This is a genomic window from Terriglobales bacterium (assembly GCA_035487355.1).
Taxonomy (GTDB): Bacteria; Acidobacteriota; Terriglobia; order Terriglobales; family Acidobacteriaceae; genus QIAW01.
In genome coordinates, this window is record DATHMF010000091.1 from 1 (window position 1) to 24,497 (window position 24,497).

23 protein-coding genes are annotated in these 24,497 nt (G+C 55.2%); 13 read left to right on the forward strand and 10 right to left on the reverse strand.

Features of this window, described 5'->3' with window-relative positions:
* On the forward strand, positions 1–1,761 hold a 1,761-nt coding region (gene katG, locus VK738_16660), incomplete at its 5' end, for a catalase/peroxidase HPI (protein HTD24292.1).
* 269 nt (positions 1,762–2,030) lie between these two features.
* Here katG and VK738_16665 read toward each other — a convergent pair.
* Both VK738_16665 and VK738_16670 read right to left on the reverse strand, forming a co-directional pair.
* Entirely contained in the window at positions 2,031–2,432 is a 402-nt protein-coding gene (locus VK738_16665) for a hypothetical protein (GenBank protein HTD24293.1), read from the reverse strand.
* Positions 2,433–2,575: 143 nt separating this feature from the next.
* Positions 2,576–3,547, reverse strand: coding sequence for a zinc-binding alcohol dehydrogenase family protein (locus VK738_16670; GenBank protein HTD24294.1), 972 nt, complete (start codon positions 3,545–3,547; stop codon positions 2,576–2,578).
* 206 nt (positions 3,548–3,753) lie between these two features.
* Here VK738_16670 and VK738_16675 point away from each other — a divergent pair, with 206 nt between their 5' ends.
* Positions 3,754–4,344 (forward strand): TetR/AcrR family transcriptional regulator, encoded by a 591-nt coding sequence (locus tag VK738_16675; GenBank protein ID HTD24295.1) that lies wholly within the window; start codon positions 3,754–3,756, stop codon positions 4,342–4,344.
* Between the two features lie 636 nt (positions 4,345–4,980).
* Positions 4,981–6,021, forward strand: a complete 1,041-nt coding sequence (locus VK738_16680; protein HTD24296.1) for a penicillin-binding transpeptidase domain-containing protein — start codon at positions 4,981–4,983, stop codon at positions 6,019–6,021.
* A 124-nt stretch (positions 6,022–6,145) separates the two neighbouring features.
* On the opposite strand, the gene VK738_16685 is transcribed toward VK738_16680, so the two are convergent.
* The 4 genes from VK738_16685 to VK738_16700 form a co-directional block, all read right to left on the reverse strand.
* A complete protein-coding gene (locus VK738_16685; GenBank protein HTD24297.1) occupies positions 6,146–7,528 on the reverse strand; it encodes a TldD/PmbA family protein in 1,383 nt (460 codons plus the stop codon).
* 158 nt (positions 7,529–7,686) lie between these two features.
* On the reverse strand, positions 7,687–8,043 hold the full coding sequence (locus tag VK738_16690) for a four helix bundle protein (protein HTD24298.1): 357 nt from the start codon (positions 8,041–8,043) through the stop codon (positions 7,687–7,689).
* A gap of 302 nt (positions 8,044–8,345) precedes the next feature.
* Positions 8,346–9,812: a TldD/PmbA family protein gene (locus VK738_16695; protein ID HTD24299.1), complete on the reverse strand. Its 1,467-nt coding sequence runs from the start codon at positions 9,810–9,812 to the stop codon at positions 8,346–8,348.
* A 187-nt stretch (positions 9,813–9,999) separates the two neighbouring features.
* On the reverse strand, positions 10,000–10,542 hold the full coding sequence (locus VK738_16700; protein ID HTD24300.1) for a putative metal-dependent hydrolase: 543 nt from the start codon (positions 10,540–10,542) through the stop codon (positions 10,000–10,002).
* Positions 10,543–10,939: 397 nt separating this feature from the next.
* On the opposite strand from VK738_16700, the gene VK738_16705 reads away from it, so the two are divergent.
* Complete coding sequence (locus tag VK738_16705; GenBank protein ID HTD24301.1) at positions 10,940–11,185, forward strand: hypothetical protein; 246 nt, start codon at positions 10,940–10,942, stop codon at positions 11,183–11,185.
* 304 nt (positions 11,186–11,489) lie between these two features.
* Here the strand turns inward: VK738_16705 and ahcY are convergent, their stop codons facing one another.
* From ahcY to VK738_16720, 3 genes are all read right to left on the reverse strand, one after another.
* A complete protein-coding gene (ahcY, locus tag VK738_16710) occupies positions 11,490–12,821 on the reverse strand; it encodes an adenosylhomocysteinase (protein HTD24302.1) in 1,332 nt (443 codons plus the stop codon).
* A gap of 208 nt (positions 12,822–13,029) precedes the next feature.
* The gene (gene metK, locus VK738_16715; protein HTD24303.1) at positions 13,030–14,214 is read right to left on the reverse strand and encodes a methionine adenosyltransferase; all 1,185 of its coding nucleotides are present in this window, start codon (positions 14,212–14,214) and stop codon (positions 13,030–13,032) included.
* Positions 14,215–14,443: 229 nt separating this feature from the next.
* A complete protein-coding gene (locus tag VK738_16720) occupies positions 14,444–15,322 on the reverse strand; it encodes a RodZ domain-containing protein (protein HTD24304.1) in 879 nt (292 codons plus the stop codon).
* A gap of 394 nt (positions 15,323–15,716) precedes the next feature.
* Here VK738_16720 and VK738_16725 point away from each other — a divergent pair, with 394 nt between their 5' ends.
* Positions 15,717–16,763, forward strand: a complete 1,047-nt coding sequence (locus tag VK738_16725) for a sensor domain-containing diguanylate cyclase (GenBank protein ID HTD24305.1) — start codon at positions 15,717–15,719, stop codon at positions 16,761–16,763.
* Positions 16,764–16,829: 66 nt separating this feature from the next.
* Positions 16,830–17,291 carry a T6SS immunity protein Tdi1 domain-containing protein gene (locus VK738_16730; protein HTD24306.1) on the forward strand — a complete coding sequence of 154 codons (462 nt, stop codon included), beginning with the start codon at positions 16,830–16,832 and terminating at the stop codon, positions 17,289–17,291.
* Positions 17,292–17,375: 84 nt separating this feature from the next.
* On the opposite strand, the gene VK738_16735 is transcribed toward VK738_16730, so the two are convergent.
* Positions 17,376–18,419, reverse strand: a complete 1,044-nt coding sequence (locus VK738_16735; protein ID HTD24307.1) for a hypothetical protein — start codon at positions 18,417–18,419, stop codon at positions 17,376–17,378.
* A gap of 204 nt (positions 18,420–18,623) precedes the next feature.
* Between VK738_16735 and VK738_16740 the strand changes: the two genes are divergently transcribed.
* The 7 genes from VK738_16740 (at position 18,624) to VK738_16770 (ending at position 24,473) form a co-directional block, all read left to right on the forward strand.
* Positions 18,624–19,571, forward strand: coding sequence for an SPFH domain-containing protein (locus VK738_16740; GenBank protein HTD24308.1), 948 nt, complete (start codon positions 18,624–18,626; stop codon positions 19,569–19,571).
* A gap of 3 nt (positions 19,572–19,574) precedes the next feature.
* Positions 19,575–20,495, forward strand: coding sequence for a hypothetical protein (locus VK738_16745; protein HTD24309.1), 921 nt, complete (start codon positions 19,575–19,577; stop codon positions 20,493–20,495).
* A 7-nt stretch (positions 20,496–20,502) separates the two neighbouring features.
* On the forward strand, positions 20,503–21,162 hold the full coding sequence (locus VK738_16750; protein HTD24310.1) for an NUDIX domain-containing protein: 660 nt from the start codon (positions 20,503–20,505) through the stop codon (positions 21,160–21,162).
* A gap of 77 nt (positions 21,163–21,239) precedes the next feature.
* Positions 21,240–21,530 (forward strand): BrnT family toxin, encoded by a 291-nt coding sequence (locus tag VK738_16755; GenBank protein HTD24311.1) that lies wholly within the window; start codon positions 21,240–21,242, stop codon positions 21,528–21,530.
* Positions 21,505–21,855 (forward strand): BrnA antitoxin family protein, encoded by a 351-nt coding sequence (locus tag VK738_16760; GenBank protein HTD24312.1) that lies wholly within the window; start codon positions 21,505–21,507, stop codon positions 21,853–21,855. The genes VK738_16755 and VK738_16760 overlap by 26 nt, the downstream gene beginning before the upstream one ends.
* A complete protein-coding gene (locus tag VK738_16765; protein HTD24313.1) occupies positions 21,852–22,601 on the forward strand; it encodes a hypothetical protein in 750 nt (249 codons plus the stop codon). The genes VK738_16760 and VK738_16765 overlap by 4 nt, the downstream gene beginning before the upstream one ends.
* 198 nt (positions 22,602–22,799) lie before the next feature.
* Complete coding sequence (locus VK738_16770; protein HTD24314.1) at positions 22,800–24,473, forward strand: CTP synthase; 1,674 nt, start codon at positions 22,800–22,802, stop codon at positions 24,471–24,473.
* Positions 24,474–24,497: the final 24 nt, after the last annotated feature.

Genomic DNA, 24,497 nt, shown 5'->3' on the forward strand with positions numbered 1-24,497 from the left:
ATTCTCGCGGGCAACGTCGCCCTCGAGTCGATGGGCTTCAAAACGTTCGGGTTCGGTGGCGGTCGCGCGGATGTCTGGGAGCCTGAAGAGGACATCTATTGGGGACCAGAAGGCAAGTGGCTGGCGGACGAGCGCTACAGCGGCGACCGTGATCTCCAGAATCCGCTCGCTGCCGTGCAGATGGGTTTGATCTATGTGAATCCGGAAGGGCCGAATGGAAAGCCGGATCCGGTTGCCGCGGCACGGGATATCCGGGAGACTTTCGCCCGCATGGCGATGAATGACGAGGAGACCGTTGCGCTCATTGCCGGCGGTCACACCTTCGGCAAAACCCACGGCGCGGGAGATGTATCACTGGTGGGCCCAGTGCCGGAATCCGCCAGCATCGAGGAGCAGGGCCTGGGCTGGACGAGCAAATTTGGCACGGGCAAAGGCGGCGACGCGATCAGCAGCGGCCTGGAAGTCACCTGGACCACGACGCCTACGAAGTGGAGCAACAACTTCTTCGCGAACCTGTTCGGCAACGAATGGGAACTGACCAAGAGCCCGGCTGGGGCGCATCAATGGAAACCGAAGAATGGCGCAGGCAATGGTACGGTGCCGGATGCGCACGATCCGTCAAAGCGTCACGCGCCATCCATGCTGACCACTGACCTCTCCTTGCGGTTCGACCCTGCTTACGAAAAGATTTCACGGCGCTTCTACGAGCATCCGGACCAGTTCGCAGACGCGTTTGCTCGGGCGTGGTTCAAGCTGACGCATCGCGACATGGGGCCGATCTCGCGGTACCTTGGCCCGCTCGTTCCGAAGGAGCCCCAGCTGTGGCAGGACCCTGTTCCCGCCGTGGATCATGAATTGATCGGGGAGAAAGACATTGCTGCCCTGAAAGCCAAGATTCTCGCCTCCGGTTTATCAATTTCCGAACTGGTCACGACGGCCTGGGCATCGGCATCAAGCTTCCGAGGATCGGATAAGCGCGGTGGCGCGAACGGAGCGCGTATTCGCCTCACCCCGCAAAAAGATTGGGAGGTGAACCAGCCGGCCGCGCTGGCAAAGATCCTGCAGAAGCTGGAGGCGATCCAAAAGGAGTTCAACAGCTCGCAGAGCAACGGCAAAAAAGGGAAGAAGGTCTCACTCGCCGACCTGATCGTCCTCGCCGGCAACGCCGCCGTCGAGGAAGCTGCGAAAAAGGCCGGGCACGAGGTGAAGGTTCCCTTCGCTCCGGGTCGCACGGATGCATCGCAGGAGCAAACGGATGCGCACTCGTTCGCAGTGCTGGAGCCGGCCGCGGACGCGTTCCGGAACTACATTCGGAAGGGAGAAAAGAGACCGGTGGAGGAGCTGTTGTTGGATCGGGTGGAGCTGCTGACACTGACTGCTCCCGAGATGACGGTTCTTATCGGCGGCATGCGGGCACTGAACGCAAACTTTGGGAACTCGAAGCACGGCATCCTCACCAAGCGACCCGAGACGCTGACGAATGATTTCTTTATCAACCTGCTCGATATGAGGACCAAGTGGCAGCCCGCATCGGATGGTGTCTACGAAGGACGCGATCGCGCGACGGGCGAACTCAAGTGGACCGCCACTCGTATCGACCTCATTTTCGGCTCACACTCGCAGCTCCGAGCGATTGCGGAAGTCTATGCATGTGAGGACGCGAAGGAGGCGTTCGTGCATCAGTTCGTAAGTGTTTGGAACAAGGTGATGAACCTTGATCGCTACGATCTCCCTGCGGCAGAAAAGAAAGCTGTCAACTAAGCCCAGAGTTGTGAAATCGAACGTGCGTGCGTTCTGGTTGGCGCGCGCACTTTCCTCCCCTACATCTAAGTACACCGAAGTTCAGCAGACTGGAGCTCATTTTGCCCGCAAGCGGGAGTCTGCCGCCTTTGATTCATTTCATCGGTGGATGGTCGGCAATCCGGAAGTAATCCCGGAGCCATGGCTTCGGGTAGCACAGTTCGTACCTACTTCGTCTCGCGGTCCATAAACGGGCTTCGAGGAAGTTGGCCGGGCTTGGTACTGGGAAGTTATCCGCGCTTGGTTTGCGGCGTGATCCGCACGGATCTGTGAAGCAGATACACCACGAAGAATTGGACGACGGCGATAAAGAGCGGCCCAGCGCATTTCCCAAGATCATGCTCAAACAGACCGATTCCAGCATCCAGCAATTGCATGGCGCCGGCGAGCGCACCCAGGATCAGCAACGCAGGCGTCGCCTGCTTGTAGATCGCCCCCAATGCGAACAAAGCCAGAGGAATTGTGCGCGCCGCTGCGTACATCGCCAATAGCAACGACGCCTGCGTTGGAACGGATTCGGCAGGGACCAGGTATTGCGGATGGATGATCGCGGCGATGGAAAAGCCGCTCGCCACCAGGACATTGATTGCCGTGACCAGCGAAGCCAGCCGAAAAGCCTTTATTGTAGTCATTGATTCCTCTCTCTGAGTAAGCTCGTCCGAGCGTAGTTGGGTTGATTTGACAACTTGTGTTCGCACTACGCCTGCGCCTAGTGCGAACCCTTCGCTAATTGCAGAGCGGGATACCTGTTATGTTTCCCCCTTATCAATCGTCGTCAGACTGTAAGAACCACCCTCCCGAAGGGGCGGCCTTCAACGAGATAACGCAGAGCCTCAGCCGCTTCGGCCAGAGGGAACGTCTTCGCCACGATCGGTTTGATCGCACCGGATTTAAGCAGAGAGACAATAGCTTTCCACGCGTCCGTAACGGTCGCCTGCGGCTGAGCGAACATGTTGAGACCCCGGATGCTGGCCTGTGGCACGATGAGATTTGTCACGTCAATGGTCGTCTTACGGCTTGCGGAATATCCCAGTGTTGTGAGGCTTCCTCCCAACGCGAGCGCTTTGAGCGCCCCGCTCAAGACTTCACCGCCGATCCCATCGATCACAATATCTGCGCCGTAGCCGTCGGTGATACGACGTACACCGTCACCCAACTTCTCCAAGGAAGTATCGATGACCTCATTGAATCCGAGCGCCTTCGCCTGCTCGGCTTTCGCATGGTTGGTCGTGCTGGATATGGCGTGTTTTGCTCCCAGAGCGCGCGCCAGTTGTGTCACCGCGTTGCCGACCGATCCTCCGATCGCTGGTGCCAGAACGGTTTTACCGGGACGAAAACCGGCGAGGGTAAGAGCCACTTGCGCGGTGAGATACGCGACTGGAATACCCGCGGCACTCACGTCGTCGACATTGCCGGGAATCAGGCAAAGGTCTTGCTTGCGTACCGCAACCCACTCACTGTAGGCTCCGTCCGCAAAAGCGCCATAGATGCCCCAGAACATCACGCGTGAGCCGGCGGGAAACTCCGTTCCGCCTCCCTCCTCCACCACGCCTGCTCCTTCGTTGCCCAGGACTAGAGGCGCCTTCGAGCCGTGAAACTGGCCGGAGAGAATCGTATAGTCGAGCGGCGTGACGCCGGCCGCAGTGATTCGCAGCAGTACTTTCCCGTCTGTGACCGTTGGTTTTGGAAGCTCGATAAGCTTCAACTCTTTATAGCCATTGAAATTTTCCGCTCTCATTGCATGCATATTAGTTCTCTTTTCTCCAGTTGCGACTTCAGTCATTAAGGGTTGCCTCCATCAGTCTGACGATGAGACGAGCGCCGCTGGCGCCCTGCTCCCTAGGAAGGTCCCGGACCTTGCCAGCTGTGTTGTCTGGATTATTGTTATAATCCACTAACTGGATTAGATTCGTAATCCTGATTTAGTCGCAGTTTATTTTTGTGGAGGGACACATGGGCTATTCCAGAGCTCAAAAAGCGAGAACTCACAATCGCATCGTCGCCATTGCCTCCAGGAGATTCCGCGAAAAGGGCCTCGCAGGTTTCGGAATTGCCGAGCTGATGAAGGAAGCCGGCCTGACGGTGGGCGGCTTCTACAAGCACTTCGATTCGCGTGACGACTTAGTGGCCGAAGCGGTCAACTCTGCATTCGGCGGTTGGAAACGGAGAGCGGACGCGGCCAAATCCAGCGGGCCGCCAGTGTCCTACGAAAAGTTGATTGACGACTATCTGAACCAAGCGCACCGCGATAATCCGGGCACGGGCTGTGCCTTCAGCGCGTTGGCACCGGAGATCGCACGCAGCGATAAGCGCACCCGCGCGCTTACCTCGGAACAAGTCCGGAAGGACCTTGAGTTGATTGCCGGTTTGCTTCCAGGCAAGGACAAGCGTGCGGCAAGGTCGCGGGCGATCTTGACTTTCAGCGCCCTCGTCGGAGCCATCTCGCTGGCGCGCGCCGTATCGGATGAGGCGCTTTCCCACGAAATCTTGAAGACTGTGGCAAAGCTTCTGAAGAATCCCGTCTCAGAGCACCAGGAACGTTAGGAAATTCGGGGACAGACGGAACCTTTCCCCTGAGAAAACATCCCGTCTGTCCCCGATTTATCCGAGAACAGATTACACTCATTGACCGAGGCGAGCTGCCCGCAGCAACGGACACGGTCCAGAAACGGGCTTCGGAGGAATTGTCTGGATCGGTAACGGGAAGTCGGCTTGTGGGAAGTGATGGCGATTGTACGCGGTTGCGAGCAACATGCGCGGTTGCGAGCAACACGGGAACAAACCCACCCATACTCCATGCGGCCATGCTTTTCCAAACTGACCCACTACCGGATCAGCTTTTAGCCTGCGGTTCGATACCCTAAGATTTAACTGCAACTTAGCTTTGCCGGCGCTCATCTAAGTACACAGTGGCTAATGAGGTTGCCGTTTCAGGGTCTCAGGGGTTTTTCCTATTGTGTCCGCCCCAGCAACTAACGTACTATCACTCCAACCTTTAGCAACAAAAGATGGGAATTCACCTGTATGGTGGCGCGCCACAGTAGTCACAGAGTTGTACTCGGGCTCATAGCTCTTGTCGTTTTCTTTCTCTTTACCTCGTTCGCCTATGGGCGTTCGATTTCTTCTGCTTCCAAAAAGTCCAAGTCGCAAATCAGCGAAAGCTCGGGCGCGCAGAAGCACATGAGCCAGTTGCGCCACCGGCGCCGGCATCATCACTACTACGAGCGCTTCTATACCAGCTCTTTTGCCGATGACGTGACCGCAGGCGACAGCACCGCCGGAGAAGACCCGGCAGTCCGCGCCGCGGCCATAGACGCCCTGGGCAATATGAACGGCACGGTTGTGGCCATTGATCCTGCCTCGGGACGCATTCTGACCATGGTCAACCAGAAGCTGGCCCTTTCTGAAGGGGCGCAGCCTTGCTCAACTTTCAAGGTTGCAGTGGCCCTGGCCGCGCTCAAAGAAGGCCTGATTACCAAAGACCAAGAGGTCAAGCTCGGACGCAGGACCCATGTGAACCTGACCGATGCCTTGGCGCACTCCAACAATGCTTATTTCGAAGCGCTGGGACGCAGGCTGGGCTTCAAGCGGGTCAGCTCATATGCTCACATGTTCGGTATGGGTGAACTGGCCGGCTTTAACATCGAAGGCGAACACCTGGGGCAATTCCCCAGCGGAGCGCCCACCACGAAAGATGGTGGAGTCGGCAAACTGTGCTCTTATGGCGAGAGCATCTCCATGACTCCTCTGCAGCTTGGCGCCATGATCGCAGCCATTGCCAACGGCGGCACGCTTTATTACCTGCAGCATCCGCAGACGGCGGATGATGTAACCAACTTTGTGCCGCGGTCAAAGCGGCAGCTCGATATCGCCGACCTTATTCCCGATGTCTCGGAAGGCATGGCCGGAGCGGTGGAATACGGTACGGCGCGTAGCGTGCGTTACAGCTTTGACGAAGAAGAAATTTTAGGAAAGACCGGGACCTGCTCGAAAGATGGCACCCGCTTCGGCTGGTTCGCTTCTTATGCCAACACCGATCACGGGAAAGTTGTAGTCGTGGTCTTCCTGCGCGGCGGGCGTCCTACCTTTGGCCCCAAAGCCGCCGAGATCGCCGGACGCATGTACCACAACCTCTACAGCGGTAACTTCTTCTTTACTGATACCAAACCTGAAAGCTCACGGCAGCCGGTAAGCGGGGCGAACGCGGGGATATCGCAGTAAGCAGCTTTTAGCTCTTAGCTTTTGTTTATTGCACCAGAAATCCTTCCAAACCTTGTCGCCGGTTTAAGCGACTGACGCAGCAAAGTATCAAGAAAAGCTAAGAGCTAATGGCTAAGAGCTTCTTTCAAAACTTCGTCACTTCCGTAAAGTTAAAATCTTTTACCTTCATCGCGGGCACAACCATGTCAAATGATTCTTCCCCGCTGGCGCGCACGGGTATGCTGAGCGCTTCCACCTTGCTCAACAGCTCAACCAGACTCTGATTGAAGCGAAAGTTCAGGATGCCGTGCTGCAACTTTCCGTTTTCCACGTAGAAGGTGCCGTCGCGGGTCATGCCGGTCAGGATTTTTTCGTAGGGATCAACCTCGCGGATATACCACAGCCGCGTCACCCACACTCCGCGCTCGGTTGAAGCCACCATTTCATCTACGGTCTTTGCGTTTCCCGTCTCCGGCGGCGCAAAGACCACGTTCATGGGCGCTTCGCCGATCTCGTTGGGCAGCAGAAATCCGTGGCCGGTGGGCTTCACTTCGCCGACCTTAGCTGCCAGCTCAGATTTTTTCATCTTCTCTGCCGTGGCGCGGGCGTAGACAAGATTCTTGGCAACGCCTTTTTCCACCAGGGTCACCTGCTGACGGGGCACACCTTCACCATCAAAGGGTGACCCGGATTGCAGCGGATGACTGACGTTATCGTGAATCGTAATGTTGTCGCCGAACAGCTTGCTGCCCACGCGATTATTCAGGAACGACCGCTGATCAAGCACCGCCAGACCGGCAAAATCGTAGAACATAAATCCCACCAGGTCGAGCACCGCAGCAGGTTCGAGGATAACGGTGTATTTACCCGGCGCCAGCTCGCGCGGTGCTGCCGATTGCCGCGCCTTGCGTGCCGCGATCTCGGCCAGAGCAACTGCATTGAGGTTGCGCACATCGGGCGAGTTGGCCTTTTGCCAGCCGGAGGAATCATCGCCCAGCATGGTGATGGAAATTTCTGAAGAGGTCTGCTGATGGAAGCGGGCCAGGCCGCGCGAGTTGAAAAGCGCCTCCATATACTCGGAAACGGAAAAGATGCCGGCGGTAACCAGCTTTTCGCGCTTTGCCACCTTCACGATCTCACTCACACCCACAGCCCGCTCTTTCGCGCCCACGGCGCGGGTTTGCTCGAACCAGCGGTTGGGCACGAGCGTCGCCGGCTCTTTGCCTTCGAGCATGGTCAGCAGGTCAGGGTTGGGATGCTGGACCTTGCTCAGATTTTCAGCCGACTGCACCACGCGACGCAGACTATCTTCATCGAGCTTGTTGGTGGTCGAGCGCGCGGTGCGTCCGTTGAAGACAGTGCGCACCGAGACAGCGTGGTTTTCATCCGCAACATTCTGATGAATCATGTTGTTGGCAAAACGCGTCAGTGCGCTGACTCCACCGGAGATATAGACTTCAACCTCGTCGGCAGAAGAAAACTTCCTGATCCGCTCAAAAATCTGGTGGCATTGTTCTTTAGTTAGCATGGGAATTAGCAGTCAGCATTCAGTAACCAGTAATCAAAAGCCATCCCACACGCGCTGGCGCGCGAGTGGGGCACCCGAGTGATGTATCGTCTGACCATAATTATCGTCGTACTCATAAATAATCCGGCCTGCGACTGGTTGAATCTTATGTTGAAACATCAGCTCCCGGCCTTCCCGATCGTGGCTGTGAGCATGCGGCGCAATCCCGATAAGCTGCCGGAAAGTTCCTGGTGTTGTGTCTGGTTGAGAAATTTAAGATCATGGGCCAATAAAAGGTAATAGTCGAGTTCGCTGGCCAATCCCAAGGCTACTCCCAGGAAGCGATGAAGCTCATGGTCCGTGCGTTGCCCGTATCCTTCGGCGATGGTAGCTGCAATTGAGGTGCTGCATCGCCGAATCTGACCGGTCAGCCCGTCGAGCTCCTCTTTCGGGAAGCTAGCGGTCGCAGTATAAATCCTGAGCGTAAGTTGATGGGCTCTCTCCCAAACCTTCTGGTCTTTGAAGTCTTTCATCATTGATCCTCACCAATTCCCACACCAACACGCGCATGTAACGCGGAGGCGAGCATCGTCCCTACGGGACTAAACTCAATTTCTACCGGTACCCAGCGCTTTATTCTAAGGGCTCCGCGGTAAACTGCTGTGCCCTTGCGTCTGGCTCGCGCGCGACAGCGCTCGCCATCCGCTCACCCGCGCGCTGGGCTACTATACGCCCCCCTTACGGGGCTGGAAAGAAACTCTTTTTTACCCAAGAGTGGGTTCTTAGCGAAACTCTGAAGCTGTGCATCTTCATACATGTCTTCTCGTTCTGCGGCCAGTTAATTTCCTTTGTACGCGCTGCCTACTTTTATATTCCTGAATCGTGCCGGGGCGGCGCCGTGTCCGGTGCCCATGGTCTGCATAGGCTGGCCTTTGCCGCAGTTGGGCGTACCCCACAACGTCCACTGGTCGCGCGAGCAGATGGCGTCCATGGAATTCCAAAACTCGGTTGTAATGCCCGAGTACGACGGGTTTTTGATCATGCGTCCGCGCCTGCCATTTTTGATCTCCCAGCCGATCTCGCAGCCGAACTGAAAGTTATAACGCTTATCGTCAATGGACCACGAGCGGTTGGTCTGCACGAAGATTCCGTCATCGGTATCGGCAATAAGTTGTTCCAAGGTCAGCGGCTTCTCGCCGGGAAGGATGCTGATATTGGTCATACGAATAATGGGCAGGCGGTTCCAGCCTTCAGCGCGCATGGTGCCGCCGCTGCGCGTCGCCCCAATGGTGTGAGCGGTTTCGCGCGAGGAAAGATATCCGGTGAATTCACCGTTGCTGATGATGGGAGTGCACTGTGCGGCCACGCCTTCATCGTCGTATGCAAAAGTTCCCAATCCGGGTCCGTGCTGTACGGTGGCATCGGCCACCACGTTCACAAGATCGCTGCCATAACGCAGGTTACGCAGTTTATCGAGAGTAAGGAATGATGTGCCGGCGAAGTTGGCTTCCATGCCCAGCACGCGGTCCAGCTCAATGGGATGGCCGACGGATTCGTGGATCTGCAATCCAAGCTGCGAAGAATCCAGGATGATGGTCGCTCTTCCCTCCGGACACTGCGCTGCCTGGTGCAACGCGACCGCCTCTTCCCCTATGCGACGCGCGTTCTCGACCAGCTTCAGCTCTTCAATCAGCTCGTAACCTTTGTTCTGGTACTGCCCGCCGAAAGAGTTGGGATAAGAACGCTTCTGGATCTCGCTTCCTTGAAACGAATAGGCCGCGTAGCCGGCCCCGCTGATAAAGCGCAACTGGTGGATATCTGCGCCTTCGGAGGAATAAAACCACTGCTCGTAGCGGCGGAACTGCAGATTGGTTTCAGCTAAAGTTACGCCCGTAACCGAGAGCAGTTCCTTATCAACCTTCAGCAGCAGATCAATGTTCTGCTCGACTGAAATCGTAAAAGGATCAATCTTGTAGTCGCAGGTCCAGTCGGCGACTGCGGGTTTTTCCGGCGCCAGGCGCAACTCGCCGCCTTTCACCATTGCCGATGCCTCGGCAATCGCCACCGCCTTCGCGGCGGCGGCTTCCACAGCTCTTTGCTCCAGGGAATCGCTGGCGGCGAACCCCCAGCTTCCCTTGGCGATTACGCGGATACCAATGCCCAGCGATTCGGAGTCGGAGGCCTGGCCTACGCGGCCATTCTTGGTGGAAAGGAGGCGCTGGCGCTCATCCACGATGCGCGCGTCGGCGTAGGTGGCGCCACGTTGCGCGGCGGTATCCAGGGCCCAGGCGGCGATGTTTTTCATCACCCGAGATGATAAATGATTCCAAGCCAGGAATTAAACCGCAGAGGGCACGGAGGAGCGCAGAGGCTTGGGAAGTCGGGAGTACGATTTACGATTTACGATTTACGATTTACGATTTACTTTCAGCTTAACAATCGTTTTTGCAAAATCGCAAATCGTCAATCACAAATCGTAAATCGTCAATCCCTCAATTCCAGCCCTTGCTCTGCCGCAGTGAGGTAATGTGAGCGACGTGATGGCGTCCGTGCCATGCATAGAGGGCGAGAACCTGCTCCAGAGGCCAGGTTTTGTTCATTGCAGGATGAAAGTACGTCCGCTTCCACTCCTGCTCTTTCAAAGATTTCAGCAGATTGACCCAGCGCACGTGCAACGACTCCAGCAGTTGCAGGGAGACCTCAGTGGGCGTGCTGATATCGGGGAGCAGGGCCCACCTGTCTTCCTCATACGGTTTGATGGTAGGGTTGTCTTCGGTGAGCGCCAGCTTAAAGCGAATATACGCATTCATGTGGCTTTCGGGCACGTGGTGCACAACCTGGCGCACCGTCCATCCGCCCTCGCGGTAGGCGGTGTTGATTTGTGGCTCACTCAACCCTTTGACCGCAACCCGCAGGCGCTGGGGGGCCTCTACAATTGCGGCAATCCACTCCTGGCGCTGCGGTTCGCTGATGCTGGCAGGTGCTTCAAACTTGCCTATGGGATAACGCGGGTCGGTTGCTTGTGCCTGTGCCATGTATTCCTCCTTGGTCGGTTGTGAGCTTGAAAATAACCAGATTCTGCATAGCGAGTACAGGATTCAAATTCTTGTCCGTTTCCCCCACCGCACTGTGAAACAAACAATGAGCCAGAAATAGTGCCATTTTTTGTCATCGGCTTTGGACCATGAATCCCTTTTCAGATTTCTGAGCTGCTATCAACTCCCTGGCACCGAGTTGCGCTATTGGGCGCAACCTGAATGGTTTCTGTGTGCTAGATGCCACAGTAGCTCTGCTAGGCCAACATCTAACTCCTTCAAAAAGCAAGGTTTTGAGTCTGGCAAGGCGCTTGCATATATCTGTAAAGAGCCTTTTGAATAGCGCCAAATTGTCAATCCAGATTCGCAAAGAACTTTAGAGGTCGGGGGTGACTTAATGAAGCATAAATTCACGGCAACAGAAAAATTCACCACAACAGAAGTGGCGACATTTCGGCGCGAGCTGTCGAAGCGCGACTTGGACTGGCTCCAGACTGCCGAAATTATAAAAGCATTTATCGTCCAGCATGGCTACGGTGTTTCGCCGGAAACGGCCCTGGCAGCGGCTCGCAGGATTGAAGGCATCGGTTCCAATGCGGACTCTCTTCACACAGAGCTTGAGAGATTGGCCCTGGTGATGTAAGTCCGGGCATTTTTGAAACCCACCAATAAACAGGCGGTCCGTGTGGGCCGCCTGTCCTTCCATTAAAAAATCAAGCTGTGAGCTACCAGCTTCTAGCTGTTATTGGATTATCAAGGACTCGGATATCCCACCTCGCACCACAAGTGGTAATCAGAAATAACTTATGCGGGAGAACAATTTGTATAGGCAGGATGCCCACGCAACAGCCGACGAGGACGCCGGCGCTACTAAGAAGAACAGGCGGTCTTTAAGAGACCGCCTGTCTGCTCAATGCTTTGTTTTGGCTGAGTGCTGACTGCTTCTTTTACGTTCCCTCTGACCAGCTCGCCAGGTATTCTTCCTGCTCCGGGGTGAGGCGGTCAATCTTCATGCCCATGGATTCCAGCTTCAACTTGGCCACGCGTTTATCCAGCTCTTCGGGAACGGGGAAGACTTTGTGTTCCAGGGTCTTGTGGTTCTTCACCAGATACTCAACCGAGAGCGCCTGGTTGGCAAAGCTCATGTCCATCACCGAAGCCGGATGTCCTTCGGCAGCGGCCAAATTGATGAGACGGCCTTCACCCAATAGATAAATCTTGCGGCCATCCTTGAGCGAGTATTCATCCACGAATTCGCGGGTCGCGCGCTTGGAAGAGGCCATCTTCTCCAGCGTGGGGATATCAATTTCCACATTGAAGTGGCCGGAGTTAGCCACGATGGCGCCGTCTTTCATCAGTTCAAAGTGCTCTTTACCGATAACGCTCTTGTTGCCGGTGACGGTGACAAAGATATCGCCGATCTTGGCAGCCTCGCTCATAGACATAACTCGGTTACCGTCAAGCACGGCTTCAATGGCGCGGGTGGGGTTGATTTCGGTGACGATTACATCGGCGCCCATTCCTTTGGCACGCGAGGCCAAACCTTTGCCGCACCAACCGTATCCGGCGACCACGAACTTGGAGCCGGCGATCAGCGTATTGGTGCAGCGGATTACGCCATCAATCGTGCTCTGGCCGGTGCCGTAGCGGTTGTCAAACATATGCTTGGTATCGGCGTCGTTGACCGCGATGATGGGATACTTGAGCACTCCATCCTTGGCCATAGCGCGCAACCGGATGACGCCCGTGGTGGTCTCTTCGGTGCCGGCGATGATGCCGGAGACCACATCCTGCCGCTTGGTAAGCGCAATGGTTACCAGGTCGGCGCCGTCATCCATGGTGATATGCGGCTTGTGATCGAGCGCCGCCAGGATGTGGCTGTAATAGGTGTCGTTGTCCTCGCCCTTGATGGCAAAGACGGAGATGTTGTAGTCGCGCACCAACGATGCCGCCACGTCATCTTGCGTGGAAAGCGGGTTGGAAGCGCACAGCACCACGTCGGCGCCACCATCGCGCAGCGTGATGGCCAGATTGGCGGTTTCCGTTGTCACGTGCAGGCAGGCCGAGATGCGCATGCCCTTCAACGGTTCGTTTTTAATGAAGTCTTTGCGGATGTTCTGCAATACCTTCATGGACTGGTTGGCCCACTCAATGCGTCTTTTTCCTTGATCGGCCAGATCCAGATTTCTTACATCGCTCTTGACTTGCGTCACAGTCGCTGGAGACATAGTGTGATTGTTTTCCTTCTTCTTAACTTTTGTACTGACCTTCGTAGACATAAAGTTGTCTTATTTTAACTTTTTACCGGTTCCGGGGGTAGGAAATAGAGAGAGCCTTTACAGCATTTTCACAATCGCGTGCAAGTTCATCCGAGCACAATTTCTGTTGTGCACAAGTTGTCTAAATTTTTTCGGATTTTAAGCAACTGCAACATTGATGGCATCAGAAGGCCGGCGAAAAAATCCGCCGGCCTCCGAGATAAAACTATTATTTGCCAACCGTCACAGGAGCGCCAGCTTTCAGGCCGGCCTGCTCGCGCAGAGTGGCAGCCTTGTCGGTGGCTTCCCAGGTGAAATCCTTATCGTTGCGGCCGAAGTGGCCATACGCGGCCGTCTTGCGATAAATAGGCCGGCGCAAATTCAAGGATTCGATAATGCCCTTGGGCGTAAGCTGGAAGTTCTTGCGAACCAGCTCTTCGATCTTCTCTTGCGGAACCGTGCCGGTGCCGAAGGTCTCCACCAGAACGCCGACGGGCTCAGCCACGCCAATCGCGTAAGCAAGCTGCACTTCGCAACGCTCGGCCAATCCGGCTGCAACCACGTTCTTGGCGATGTAGCGCGCCATGTAGGCTGCGGAGCGGTCCACTTTTGTCGGATCTTTGCCGCTGAAGGCGCCGCCGCCGTGGCGGCCCATGCCACCGTAGGTATCCACGATGATTTTGCGTCCGGTCAGGCCGGTATCACCCATCGGACCACCCACAACAAAGCGGCCGGTGGGGTTGATGTGGTACTTGGTGTCTGCGTCGAGGAACTTGGCCGGAATCGAGGCCTGGATGACGTGCTGCAGGATATCGGCATGCAGCTTCTTGTTGTCTACATGCTCGGAGTGCTGCGTCGAGACCACGACGGCATCCACTCGCACGGGCTTGCCGTTTTCATCATATTCAACTGTTACTTGGGATTTGCCATCAGGACGGAGGTAATCGAGTTTGCCGCTCTTGCGCATCTCGGTGAGTTTCATAGTGAGCTTGTGGGCCAGCGAGATGGGCGTGGGCATGTAATCTTCATTTTCATTACAGGCGTAGCCGAACATCATGCCCTGGTCGCCGGCGCCGCCGGTATCCACACCCATGGCGATGTCGGGCGATTGCGCATGAATCGAGCTGATGACCGAGCAAGTGTTGGAATCAAAACCATAGGAAGCGTCGGTATAGCCCACCGAAGTCACCGTGCCGCGCACGATGGCGGGGAAATCCACGTAAGCTTCCGTGGTGATTTCACCGGCTATGATCACCACACCGGTGGTGGTCAGGGTTTCGCAGGCAACGCGGCTGTAGGGGTCTTTCTCCAGACAGGCGTCGAGGATGGCATCGGAAATCTGGTCGGCAATCTTATCGGGATGACCTTCCGTCACCGATTCAGAAGTAAATAAACAACGCTTTTTGGAAGCCAAAGTTGGAGCTCCTTAATTTAAGAATATTGAGAACACATAATAGCGGACACCTTGGGACCGCAGAGAAGGGAGTGTCTCGAGTCTTTACAAAGTTAACATTCTAATAACACTTAGGGCAATGATTTGCGCTCAAAAGCGGCTCCAGTGGGTTAAACGGGCGAGATTTGACATTGAGTGGAGCGCAAAACAGTTGCGCCATCCCCGGTTGCTAGTTTGCTAGGACTGCTTTTCACCGCTTCAGGCCACGCGCATTGAAAGTCAGGGTTTTGACTCTCTCACTGCCGGAAACCGGGATGGGAACCCCGTTGTGTACCACCGTAATCCCACCGGCATTGCCCGTCTTAAGCACCAGCTCTTGCCTTGCGCGGATGGTGCGCTCCTCGCCTGCAGGAATTACAACGTTCATCACTCGCTCGCCATCTGAGACCACATTGACCCAGCTAGTCTCTTTGGCCTGGATCTTGACGGTAAAGATGCCTTTCCTGATAGGAGCTTGAGCCGCGTTTGGGGCAGAAGGGGTTGAGGAATTCGCCACCGGCTGGGCTGGCAAATTTGCCGGATTGGCGGTTGTGATGGGCGGCGGATCGGCTTGCGCGGAGGCGTTATTCGCTATCGCGGCCTGGGTAGTCTGGGGCTGGTCCGCATCTTCGGAAATGCGGGGGCGGCTCTTCCAGTAGAACCATGCGATAAATCCGCCAACCAGCAAAATCACGGCGAGCACCACCCAAAAACGGTTGCGGCGGCGTATAGCGTCGTCGCTGGGCATCACGGGTGGCTTTACCCACGATGTGGGAGGCGGTTGCAGGGCGGCGGGCTGATCGTAGTTGGCCGAAGCCGCTAGAAAGTCGTTAACTGCCTGCTCTTCATCCAGGCCAAGGTATTTGGCGTAGGCGCGCACAAATCCTTTGTTAAATATACCTCCGGGAAGCTGATCAAACCGTTCCTGCTCCAGGGCAACCAGATTGCGCTTGCCGATTTTGGTGGATTCGGCGATCTCTTCCAGCTTGACGCCGCGCATTTCGCGCTCACGCCGCATACGCTCGCCAAAGGAAGCGGGAGCGGCCTTGGATGGCTGTGGATCCTGCGGATCCTGTGATTGTTCCGTCATTTGTTCCCTGTACGCTGGTATGGACGAACGCGGCGCAGCAAATTCAAGGGCTACCTCAAGAACAAGGGAAGATTGCGCCCATCATAGGTAGGCTGCTCCATGCTGTCAACTGAAAAGCAGTATTCAGCAGTCAGAGTCAGCCCCGGAAGCGGCATTTACATAGGGTTTAGAGATATTAGCCGCCCCGCAAAGCATGAATAAAACGCCAAAAGCTCATTCGCAGATTCATCATGTTTAGGGGCAAAGTGCTGAAATGCTGCTTTCTAAGGTGAAACTCCTGCTAATGGCCTATATTCACCCGGATAACCTTTTCTTGCCCATAGGAATTGCGACCGATATAATACGCGCCACGTGGCGTTTTGCCCCCCTTTGGACCACGAAGGAAACCCATTCGATGAGCGAGGCCCCAGAAGATCGCCGTCAACTCCCAGAGTTGAGCATCTTCCATGATGTGGCGAAGGCTCTGACATCCAGTTTGAATTTGGACTCGGTGCTGCAGACCATCATGGAAAAGATGGCGGAATACTTCCGTCCCGATACCTGGTCCCTGTTGATGGTGGATGAGATGACCGATGAGCTTTACTTTGCCATCGCCGTCGGCGACGCCTCCGATTCGCTCAAATCCGTCCGCCTGAAGATGGGCGAAGGCATTGCGGGATGGGTGGCCAAGCACGGCGAGCAGCTTATTGTGCCTGATGTCTACACCGATCCCCGCTTCGCCAAGCGCATTGACGCTATGACCAAGCAGCGCACCAGCTCCATGATCTGCGTTCCCCTGCGGGCCAAGCACCGCACCCTGGGCGTGATCCAGCTCATCAACTGCGTGCTCGATAACTTTGGCGACCGCGAGCTCTTCTTTCTGCAGGCCATCTGCGACTATGCCGCCATCGCCATTGAGAATGCCCGCTCCATGGAACGCATCCAGGAGCTCACCATTACGGATGACTGTACCGGCCTCTACAACGCCCGTCATCTCTATAAGACGCTGGAATCCGAGGTCTATCGCTCCGCCCGCTTCGGCCACGAGTTTAGCGTGATCTTTATTGACCTTGACCACTTCAAGAGCGTCAATGACACGCATGGCCACCTGATCGGCTCTAAGCTGCTGGCCGAAATCGGATATTTCATCAAGTCGCACCTCCGCCTCATTGATTACGCCTTCCGCTATGGCGGTGACGAATTCGTGATCCTTTTGCCCCAGACCAGCAAAGAAGCCGCCCTGGTTGTGGCCCGGCGCCTGCTCGATTCCCTGCGCGAGAGCGAATTTCTTAAAGCTGAAAACTTGAACCTCAATATCCGCGCCAGCCTGGGATTGGCCACTTACCCCGACGACGCCAAGAGCGCCCACGAGATCATCCGCCAGGCCGACGAGATGATGTATACCGTCAAAAACTCCACTCGCGACAACATCGCCGTCGCCCAGCAGGGGTTGCTGAAATAGCATCAGAAATCAAGACTGTTTATTGTTTCCCGGAGCCGCGCCACTGAACCGGAGAGCACGAGTTTTGTGAAACCAGTTCGTCCATTAATGTACGAGGCAAGTCATTACGACGCGTCGAAGCTGCTTGCCGAGTGGCACTGGCTCGTACCCGCTGTGCATACGCCGCTATTCATTTCAGCTTTCGGAGACTGGGTACTGGGCGCCCCTGACGGTAGTTTATGGGTGCTCTCCGTATTAGACGGAGACTATTTCATGGTCGCCAAGAATTCCGACGAATACAACTCCCTGAGTAAATCATCTGATTGGGTAGATGAGACTTTTATTGCTAGCTGGCTCAGCATAGCAGCTTCTCATGGTCTAAATCCAAGCAAGGATGAATGCTTAGGCTGGAAGATTCATCCCCTTTTTGGCGGCAAGTTTGAAGTTTCAAACCTACAAGTGTTCAGCATGTTCGTATATCAGTCCCTCATGGGCCAGCTTCATCGTCAGATACGGGAACGGCAGCCGTCGTCCAGCAAGGGCTGTTGAGGCTGGAAATCTCCTCCGCATCTCGGCGCCCTCCGCGGTTATTTTCGAACATTCAAGAACTGAGTGCTGATTGCTGAATGCTCGTTAATGCGGCCGCGATTGCAGTACTGGCGTGTCGTCTGTCCCGGCAGGGGTCGTTTTAGGCTGCACCGGGGTCCAGGCGGAGGGGTTTTGCGGGGCTGAAGGGTCAACCCCAAAATCCCATACAAAAAGGTTCATCTGTTTTTCTGCCAGCATCTCGGCCACGGCATATTCGCCCGGCTTCAGCGACGCCGCAGGAGTCACCTTGATCCATTCGCTGGTCACCTGCTCAACCTGCGTAGAGATTAAGTTCTCCTGCTGGCTCATCGTGCCGTAAAACATGATCTTCAGGTTTCCAATCACGCGCGAGTCTTTTTTCTTTTCCAGTTGCACAATGCGGAAGCGCTGGGCCAAGTCAGGGAGTTTTTGTTTTTTGGTATCCGATTTGTTGGCATCCGGTTTGTTCGCATCCGGGGCGGTGTCATCGGTGGCGACGCTTTCATTGATATCCAGGTAGATGACCGGTTGTGTGGAATGCGCCTGCACCCTGCCCCTTGCTCCTGGGATCTCAATCGTCTGTTTTGTGGAGAGCGAAATCGGATTGATGGCCGCGCTTAGAATGGTGCGTCCCATGTCCTTGTGGATCTCGCCGCCGCTCTGCACCAGTTCAACAAGCTCCGGCCTTTCCTGATAAACGTCCAGCAGGTATACGCCACCGGTGTCCGGCAGTTGCACCCCCGGCGCGACTACCGGTGTTTTGGCCTCCTGGGCCTTGCGCTCCGCCTCGTCTTCCGCTGCAAGACGCTTTTCTTCCGCGCTAATCCCCTCCTGCAACTCCTGCTCATACTTTTCCGTCGCCGGCCAATCAATCAGCGAGGTAGGCAGCTCTTCCCATTCATAGCGTTCGGCGCTGAAGTAGCGCACGCGGTCGCCCTTGACCTCCCAGCGCACCGCAGATTGGTAGCTGCCGTCTTTCAGGATCAGGCGCTTACTGCGCGCCTGGCCATGTAGGGCCGGGGAAAACAAAACCCCCGCCCCCAGCAGAAGCACGAGGGCCACAACACGCAATGCGAAGCTGGAAACCCGCGGCATAGATATACAAATCATAACGCCTGAAACCCCGGCCTTGGTATGTATCTGTTTTAGATTTAGATGCGTTATTGCTTTCCAGAATCACTTAACAATTCCATCCCCCCTATTTTTGAGGGACTTAACCCTGTCCCAATCTTTTTACAAGAAATTCCTTGACAATAGTGTTTACAAGACACATTATTAGTGTTGTACAGACACTTAATAAGGAGGCCCAAGACAATGTTTAGATTCATCAAGGTTCCACCCACCACCTACGTCTTGCATTACACGGGCGGCAAGCTGAAGCGGGAGGGCGCCGGCCTTTTCTTCTTCTATTACACGCCCACGTCAACCATCATCACCGTGCCGCTGGCGAGCGCCGATGCGCCATTTGTCTTTGCCGAATCCACGGGCGACTTTCAATCCGCGACGATTCAAGGACAGCTTACCTACCGGGTCTCAGACCCAAAACGGCTGGCTGGTCTGCTGGATTTCAGCGCGAACCCCTTCTCCGAAGCCCCGCTCAAGTTGCCAGAGCGTCTTCTGCATACGACGCAAACCCTGACGCGCACGGTAACCCAGCGCATGAGCTTGCGCGAGTTGCTGGTCAGTTCTGATCGGCTTCGGGAGGAGGTCTTGAAAAGCCTGAAAGAGTCCGAGACCGCCTCCACCTTGGGAGTTGAGGTGCTTGGGCTCTCCATTCTTTCCATCAAACCCACGCCGGAGATGGCCAAGGCCCTTGAAGCCGAGGCCCGCGAGGCCCTGCAGCGCCGCTCCGACGAGGCGATCTATGCCCGGCGCAACGCCGCTGTGGAACAGGAGCGGCTGATTAAGGAAAGCGAACTCAATACCCTGATTGCAGTTGAGGAAAAGCAACGGCAAATCCGGGAAACCAAAATGGCGGCTGAGATTGCCGTAGAGGAGCAACGCGCCAAGCTGATTGACCACCGCGTGCAAAACGAGCGCAAGGACGCCGACAGCCGCGCCTATGCTCTGACGCAAATCCTCAAGCCCATTCGCGAAGTGGATTGGCGTTCGCTGATGCTGCTGGGTGGAGGAGGAGCGGGCGATCCGCGAACATTGATTGCCATGGCCTTTCAGGACCTGGCCAACAACGCGCAGAAGATCGGGGAGCTGAATATTTCTCCTGACCTTTTGCAATCGCTGCTCACTTCAAACCGGAAGTGATTTATGTACGAGAAAATTGTTGTCATCACCAGAAAAACCCGGTTGCAAGAGCTGATTGAACGCTTCAACACTCACGCTCAGGCAAAGTTTTACATCGAGCACGCGGGTGGAGACTTTGCCGACTATGAGCAGGAGCACGGCAACTACGAACACGCACTGCAGCAGACGCAGAGAGCGCTGGAGCTTGGGCTGAAGCTGCAGTGCGTGGACCGTTCTTTTGTTCCTACATTTCTGTTCACGCCCAAAGACGTGATTGTCACACTGGGGCAAGATGGGCTGGTCGCTAACACCGCCAAATATGTGGACGGCCAGCCCATCATTGCCGTCAATCCTGACCCCAGCCGCTTTGATGGCGTGCTGCTTCCCTTTCTCCCTAAAGACGCCTGCGCGGCGGTGCACAATCTGATGGAAGGCAAGCAGCGCGTTCGTGCCGTGACTCTAGCTGAAGTTCAATTGAACGACAGCCAGCGCCTGCTGGCCTTCAACGATCTTTTTCTTGGGGCACGCACGCATATCTCTGCCCGCTATCGCCTCACTTGGCAAGGACACGCCGAGCCGCAGTCATCGAGCGGCGTCATCGTCTCTACCGGTGCGGGCAGCACGGGGTGGATGTCCTCGGTATTCAACATGGCGTCGGGTGTCGCCCAGTTCGCTGGCGGCAAAGCTCCTACGGGCTTGAAAATGACCTGGGAAGATCCGCGGCTGTTGTTCGTCGTCCGCGAACCGTTCATCAGCCGGCACTCGCAGGCAAATATCGTCGCCGGCTTAGTCACTCCTGAGCACAGCCTCTGCTTGGAATCGCTGATGCCCTCGGGAGGCGTAATCTTCAGCGACGGCGTCGAAGCCGACTTCCTGGAATTTAACTCGGGCGCAATTGCCACGATTCATGCAGCGGCCCAAAAGGCTCAGCTCGTTATCGGGTAAAGTAGACATGATGCGAGTCACAGTTGACTTGGTGATCTTCACCATTCACGAAAACGAATTGAAGATACTGCTGGTGAAGCGGGGCATCGAGCCCTTCGCCGGCGCTTCGGCCCTTCCGGGCGGCTTCGTGCATGAGAACGAATCGCTGGAAGCGGCGGCGCTGCGCGAATTGCAGGAAGAAACCGGAGTCAAAGAAGTCTATCTGGAGCAGCTCTACTCCTTCGGAGATCCGGGCCGCGACCCGCGCGGGCGGGTAGTCACAATTTCCTACTATGCTTTGATCTCTCCTGACCAGTCTCTCCGCGCCGGGACTGACGCCGCCGACGCGCGCTGGTGGCCGGTCTCGAAGCTACCGCCGCTGGCCTTCGATCATCGCAAGATCGTAGACTACGCCGTAGAACGCCTGCGCAACAAACTGGAATACACCACCGTAGGATTCCAGCTCCTACCCGCCAAGTTCACGCTCACAGAACTGCAGCGGGTCTATGAAGCCATCCTGAACAAAGAGCTGGATAAACGAAATTTCCGCCGCAAGCTTGAGTTGCTGAAAATCCTGAAGCCACTAAACGAGTGGCAAAAAGGGGGACGCAAGCCCGCCCGGCTTTACCGCTTCTCCGCGACGCAGTTTGAGAAATTAAAAGACAAAGGCATATTGTTTCCGTTTTAAGTGAATGGAGTTCAAGTGAGTGGAATAAGAGTCATCTAGGCTTTATAATTGTAGTTACGGTATGGTAACTACAAAAAATGCGCTTCGAATGGGATGAGGCGAAGAATCGCCGTAATCTCGCGAAACATAAAATCAGCTTCGAGACGGCACAGCTGGTTTTTGAAGATCCATATGCGCTCAGCTTTCAGGACCTTATCGTCAATGGCGAAGAGCGGTGGCAAACTTTTGGAATGATTGCTGGTCTTATTGTGATGGTGGCCCATATCTTTTGGGAAGAAAATGGCGAAGAAATCATCCGCCTCATTTCAGCCAGGAAAGCAAGTTCACGAGAGAGAAAAATCTATGAAGCTCACAAAAAATCAGGCTAAAGAGATACGCGCTTTGAAGCGGATGAAAGACGAAGAAATCGATTTTACGGATATTCCAGAGCTGGTGAATCCAAGTAAAGTGGTCGTCGGAAAGTTCTATCGGCCTATCAAGAAATCGTTGACGATTCGGATTGATGCTGACGTTCTCGCATGGGTCAAGGGACAGGGGAAGGGATACCAGACCCGAATCAATTGCTTCTTGCGAGAGAAAATGCAAGCAACCACCAAATATCAGTGGTATGGCATCTGCAGCCTGGACGGCGCGGACTGGCCCCACCTTGCGAAAGAAGATAAAGAACCAAACACGAATCAGATCCTATCTTGACTACTACTCTCCGTAAACCCGCGTCTTTTAAGCCAAGCCTGGAGTTCAAGTCATCTGGCCTCAGGGGAAGACTGCAACCAGTGTGCAACCAAGTGCTGAAGCAGTTCCACCAGCTTCCTTCTCTCAGACTACTTTGCTACTTTGACGACGAGAATCCGGAACGGTTGCAAAAACATTTTGGGCAGTTTGCAGGCATTCACATTCCCATCCTCGGGGCTGTGCCTTGGCCGGATTATGTAGAGCACCACTTTTTTGATTGGGCCGGAGAGATTGCCTTCGATAATCTGATTTACGTACCTGGAACCAGATATGCCCAGGAAAGAGTTCATTTTGTCATTATTTTTTCACACGAATTGCAGCATTTCATACAGTGGGGATTTGCACGAAAGGTCTACCAGGCCAATGTTCTTCTTTTCCAGAATCTCCACTTGTTCGATCCAACAACAGAAGTCAAACCATGGGGCCTTCCTCTCAATCGTGACGCCATGATCGTTGCAAAACGGGTCGCGGGGGCCGTTTGCGGCATGAAACGTGTAAAAGAATTTATAGAGTTACAAATTAACGACGGCAAACAAGCCACGAATATCTCGAAAACACAAATGTGGGAGTGGATTCGAACTATTTCGCCGTCTGCCCCCCGTTACGATTTGTATAAAGAGACTGATCATCTCGTCCAGAAATATAGGACCAAGCTTATCCGTCTTAAGTCCGATATAGACTTCTCAAAATCTGAGTGGTGGCTCTAGAGTATTCCAAGGCTGGTTGGGTCCTCTAGATCGGTCTTTTCGTAATCGCTGTTTTCTGCCATAATTGGTTGTGCACCCCTATTGGCGCCAGGCCAACCCTAGTTTTATTGGGGGCACAGTATCCTCTGAAATCAGTTCTCGGTTCTCAGTTCTCGGTTCTCAGATTAGTACCTATAAACTCTTCAAGGTGAGGTCAGAATGTCTGCAAAGTACATCTTTGTAACGGGCGGGGTTGTGTCTTCATTGGGCAAGGGGCTGGCGGCTGCATCCATCGGATGCCTGCTTGAAAGCCGTGGTCTCAAGGTCAACCTGCAGAAGTTCGACCCTTATCTCAACGTTGATCCGGGCACCATGTCGCCCTTCCAGCATGGCGAGGTCTTTGTGACCGATGACGGCGCCGAGACTGACCTCGACCTTGGCCACTACGAGCGCTTCACCCACGCCAAGTTGACCCGCGACAATAACTGGACGACCGGCCGCATTTACGAACAAATTATCGCAAAGGAGCGCCGCGGCGATTACCTGGGCAAGACCGTGCAGGTGATTCCACACGTCACCAACGAGATCAAGGCGGCCATGAAAAAGATCTCACAGGATATGGACGTGGTCATTGTCGAGATCGGCGGCACGGTGGGCGACATTGAATCGCTGCCCTTCATCGAAGCTATCCGCCAGATGCGCCAGGAGCTCGGCCGCGAGAACACGCTTTTCGTGCACGTGACCCTGGTCCCCTGGATCGGAGCGGCCGGCGAGCTGAAGACCAAGCCCACGCAGCACTCGGTGAAAGAGTTGTTGAGCATAGGAATTCAGCCTGACATCCTGCTCTGCCGCACTGACCGCTTTCTCTCCAAGGAGATCAAGTCGAAAATCGCTCTGTTCTGCAACGTGGAAGAAGATGCTGTCATCACCGCCAAAGACGTGGCTTCGATTTACGAGGTCCCGCTGGTCTTTGCCAAAGAGCAGGTGGATACGCTCGCGCTGAAATATCTGCACTTGAATGCGCCCGAGCGCAATCTGAGCAGGTGGGAAGAGCTGGTGCACCGAGTTTACAACCCGAAAGACGAGGTCTCGATTGGCATCGTCGGCAAGTATGTGGAATACGAAGACTCTTACAAATCCCTGAAAGAAGCCTTGGTGCACGGCGCGGTGGGCCACAACCTCAAATTGAATGTGACTTGGGTGGAAGCTGAGGGCCTCGAAACCGAAGGCCGCGAGTACGAGGCGCAGATCGAGGAATACGACGGCCTTCTGGTCCCCGGAGGCTTCGGCAAGCGTGGCATCGCGGGAATGCTGAACGCCATCCGTTATGCCCGTGAAAATAAAGTTCCCTATTTCGGAATCTGCCTGGGCATGCAAACGGCGTGTATTGAATATGCCCGCAATGTTTGCGGGCTGGAGTCGGCTGACTCCAGCGAGTTCGATCCGGCGACGCCGCATCGCGTCATCTACAAACTGCGCGAGCTGCGCGGGATCGACGAACTGGGCGGCACCATGCGGCTGGGCGCCTGGGCTTGCAAGCTTGAACCCGGCTCACTCGCCCACAAGGCTTATGGTGAGCTTGAGATCAGCGAGCGCCACCGTCATCGCTATGAGTTCAACCGCGAGTATGAGGCCATCCTGACCGGCGCCGGGCTGCGCATCACCGGCTCGACTCCTGATGGGACTTATGTTGAGATCGTAGAAATCCCCGGTCATCCGCATTTCTTAGGATGCCAGTTCCATCCTGAGTTCAAGTCGAAGCCGCTGGAGCCGCATCCGCTGTTCTCGACGTTTATTAAGGCCTCGTATGAAAGTGGCCGTGAACGCCGCGCCAAGAAGCTCTCGACGGAGCTGGAGCAGTTCCATCGGCCAGAGAAAGTCAGTAAGAGATAGAATCAACTCTAGTAGTCTTAAGCT

Excerpts from the sequence above, each read along its gene's own strand:
- VK738_16755 (HTD24311.1), top strand. The coding sequence starts at position 21,240 with ATGCGCTTCGAATGGGATGAGGCGAAGAATCGCCGTAATCTCGCGAAA.
- ahcY (HTD24302.1), bottom strand. The coding sequence starts at position 12,821 with ATGTCTACGAAGGTCAGTACAAAAGTTAAGAAGAAGGAAAACAATCAC.
- VK738_16680 (HTD24296.1), top strand. The coding sequence starts at position 4,981 with ATGAGCCAGTTGCGCCACCGGCGCCGGCATCATCACTACTACGAGCGC.
- VK738_16750 (HTD24310.1), top strand. The coding sequence starts at position 20,503 with ATGATGCGAGTCACAGTTGACTTGGTGATCTTCACCATTCACGAAAAC.
- VK738_16695 (HTD24299.1), bottom strand. The coding sequence starts at position 9,812 with ATGAAAAACATCGCCGCCTGGGCCCTGGATACCGCCGCGCAACGTGGC.
- VK738_16770 (HTD24314.1), top strand. The coding sequence starts at position 22,800 with ATGTCTGCAAAGTACATCTTTGTAACGGGCGGGGTTGTGTCTTCATTG.
- VK738_16670 (HTD24294.1), bottom strand. The coding sequence starts at position 3,547 with ATGCATGCAATGAGAGCGGAAAATTTCAATGGCTATAAAGAGTTGAAG.
- VK738_16745 (HTD24309.1), top strand. The coding sequence starts at position 19,575 with ATGTACGAGAAAATTGTTGTCATCACCAGAAAAACCCGGTTGCAAGAG.
- VK738_16665 (HTD24293.1), bottom strand. The coding sequence starts at position 2,432 with ATGACTACAATAAAGGCTTTTCGGCTGGCTTCGCTGGTCACGGCAATC.
- VK738_16760 (HTD24312.1), top strand. The coding sequence starts at position 21,505 with ATGAAGCTCACAAAAAATCAGGCTAAAGAGATACGCGCTTTGAAGCGG.
- VK738_16700 (HTD24300.1), bottom strand. The coding sequence starts at position 10,542 with ATGGCACAGGCACAAGCAACCGACCCGCGTTATCCCATAGGCAAGTTT.
- VK738_16720 (HTD24304.1), bottom strand. The coding sequence starts at position 15,322 with ATGACGGAACAATCACAGGATCCGCAGGATCCACAGCCATCCAAGGCC.
- VK738_16685 (HTD24297.1), bottom strand. The coding sequence starts at position 7,528 with ATGCTAACTAAAGAACAATGCCACCAGATTTTTGAGCGGATCAGGAAG.
- VK738_16675 (HTD24295.1), top strand. The coding sequence starts at position 3,754 with ATGGGCTATTCCAGAGCTCAAAAAGCGAGAACTCACAATCGCATCGTC.
- VK738_16735 (HTD24307.1), bottom strand. The coding sequence starts at position 18,419 with ATGATTTGTATATCTATGCCGCGGGTTTCCAGCTTCGCATTGCGTGTT.
- VK738_16690 (HTD24298.1), bottom strand. The coding sequence starts at position 8,043 with ATGATGAAAGACTTCAAAGACCAGAAGGTTTGGGAGAGAGCCCATCAA.
- VK738_16705 (HTD24301.1), top strand. The coding sequence starts at position 10,940 with ATGAAGCATAAATTCACGGCAACAGAAAAATTCACCACAACAGAAGTG.
- VK738_16725 (HTD24305.1), top strand. The coding sequence starts at position 15,717 with ATGAGCGAGGCCCCAGAAGATCGCCGTCAACTCCCAGAGTTGAGCATC.
- VK738_16740 (HTD24308.1), top strand. The coding sequence starts at position 18,624 with ATGTTTAGATTCATCAAGGTTCCACCCACCACCTACGTCTTGCATTAC.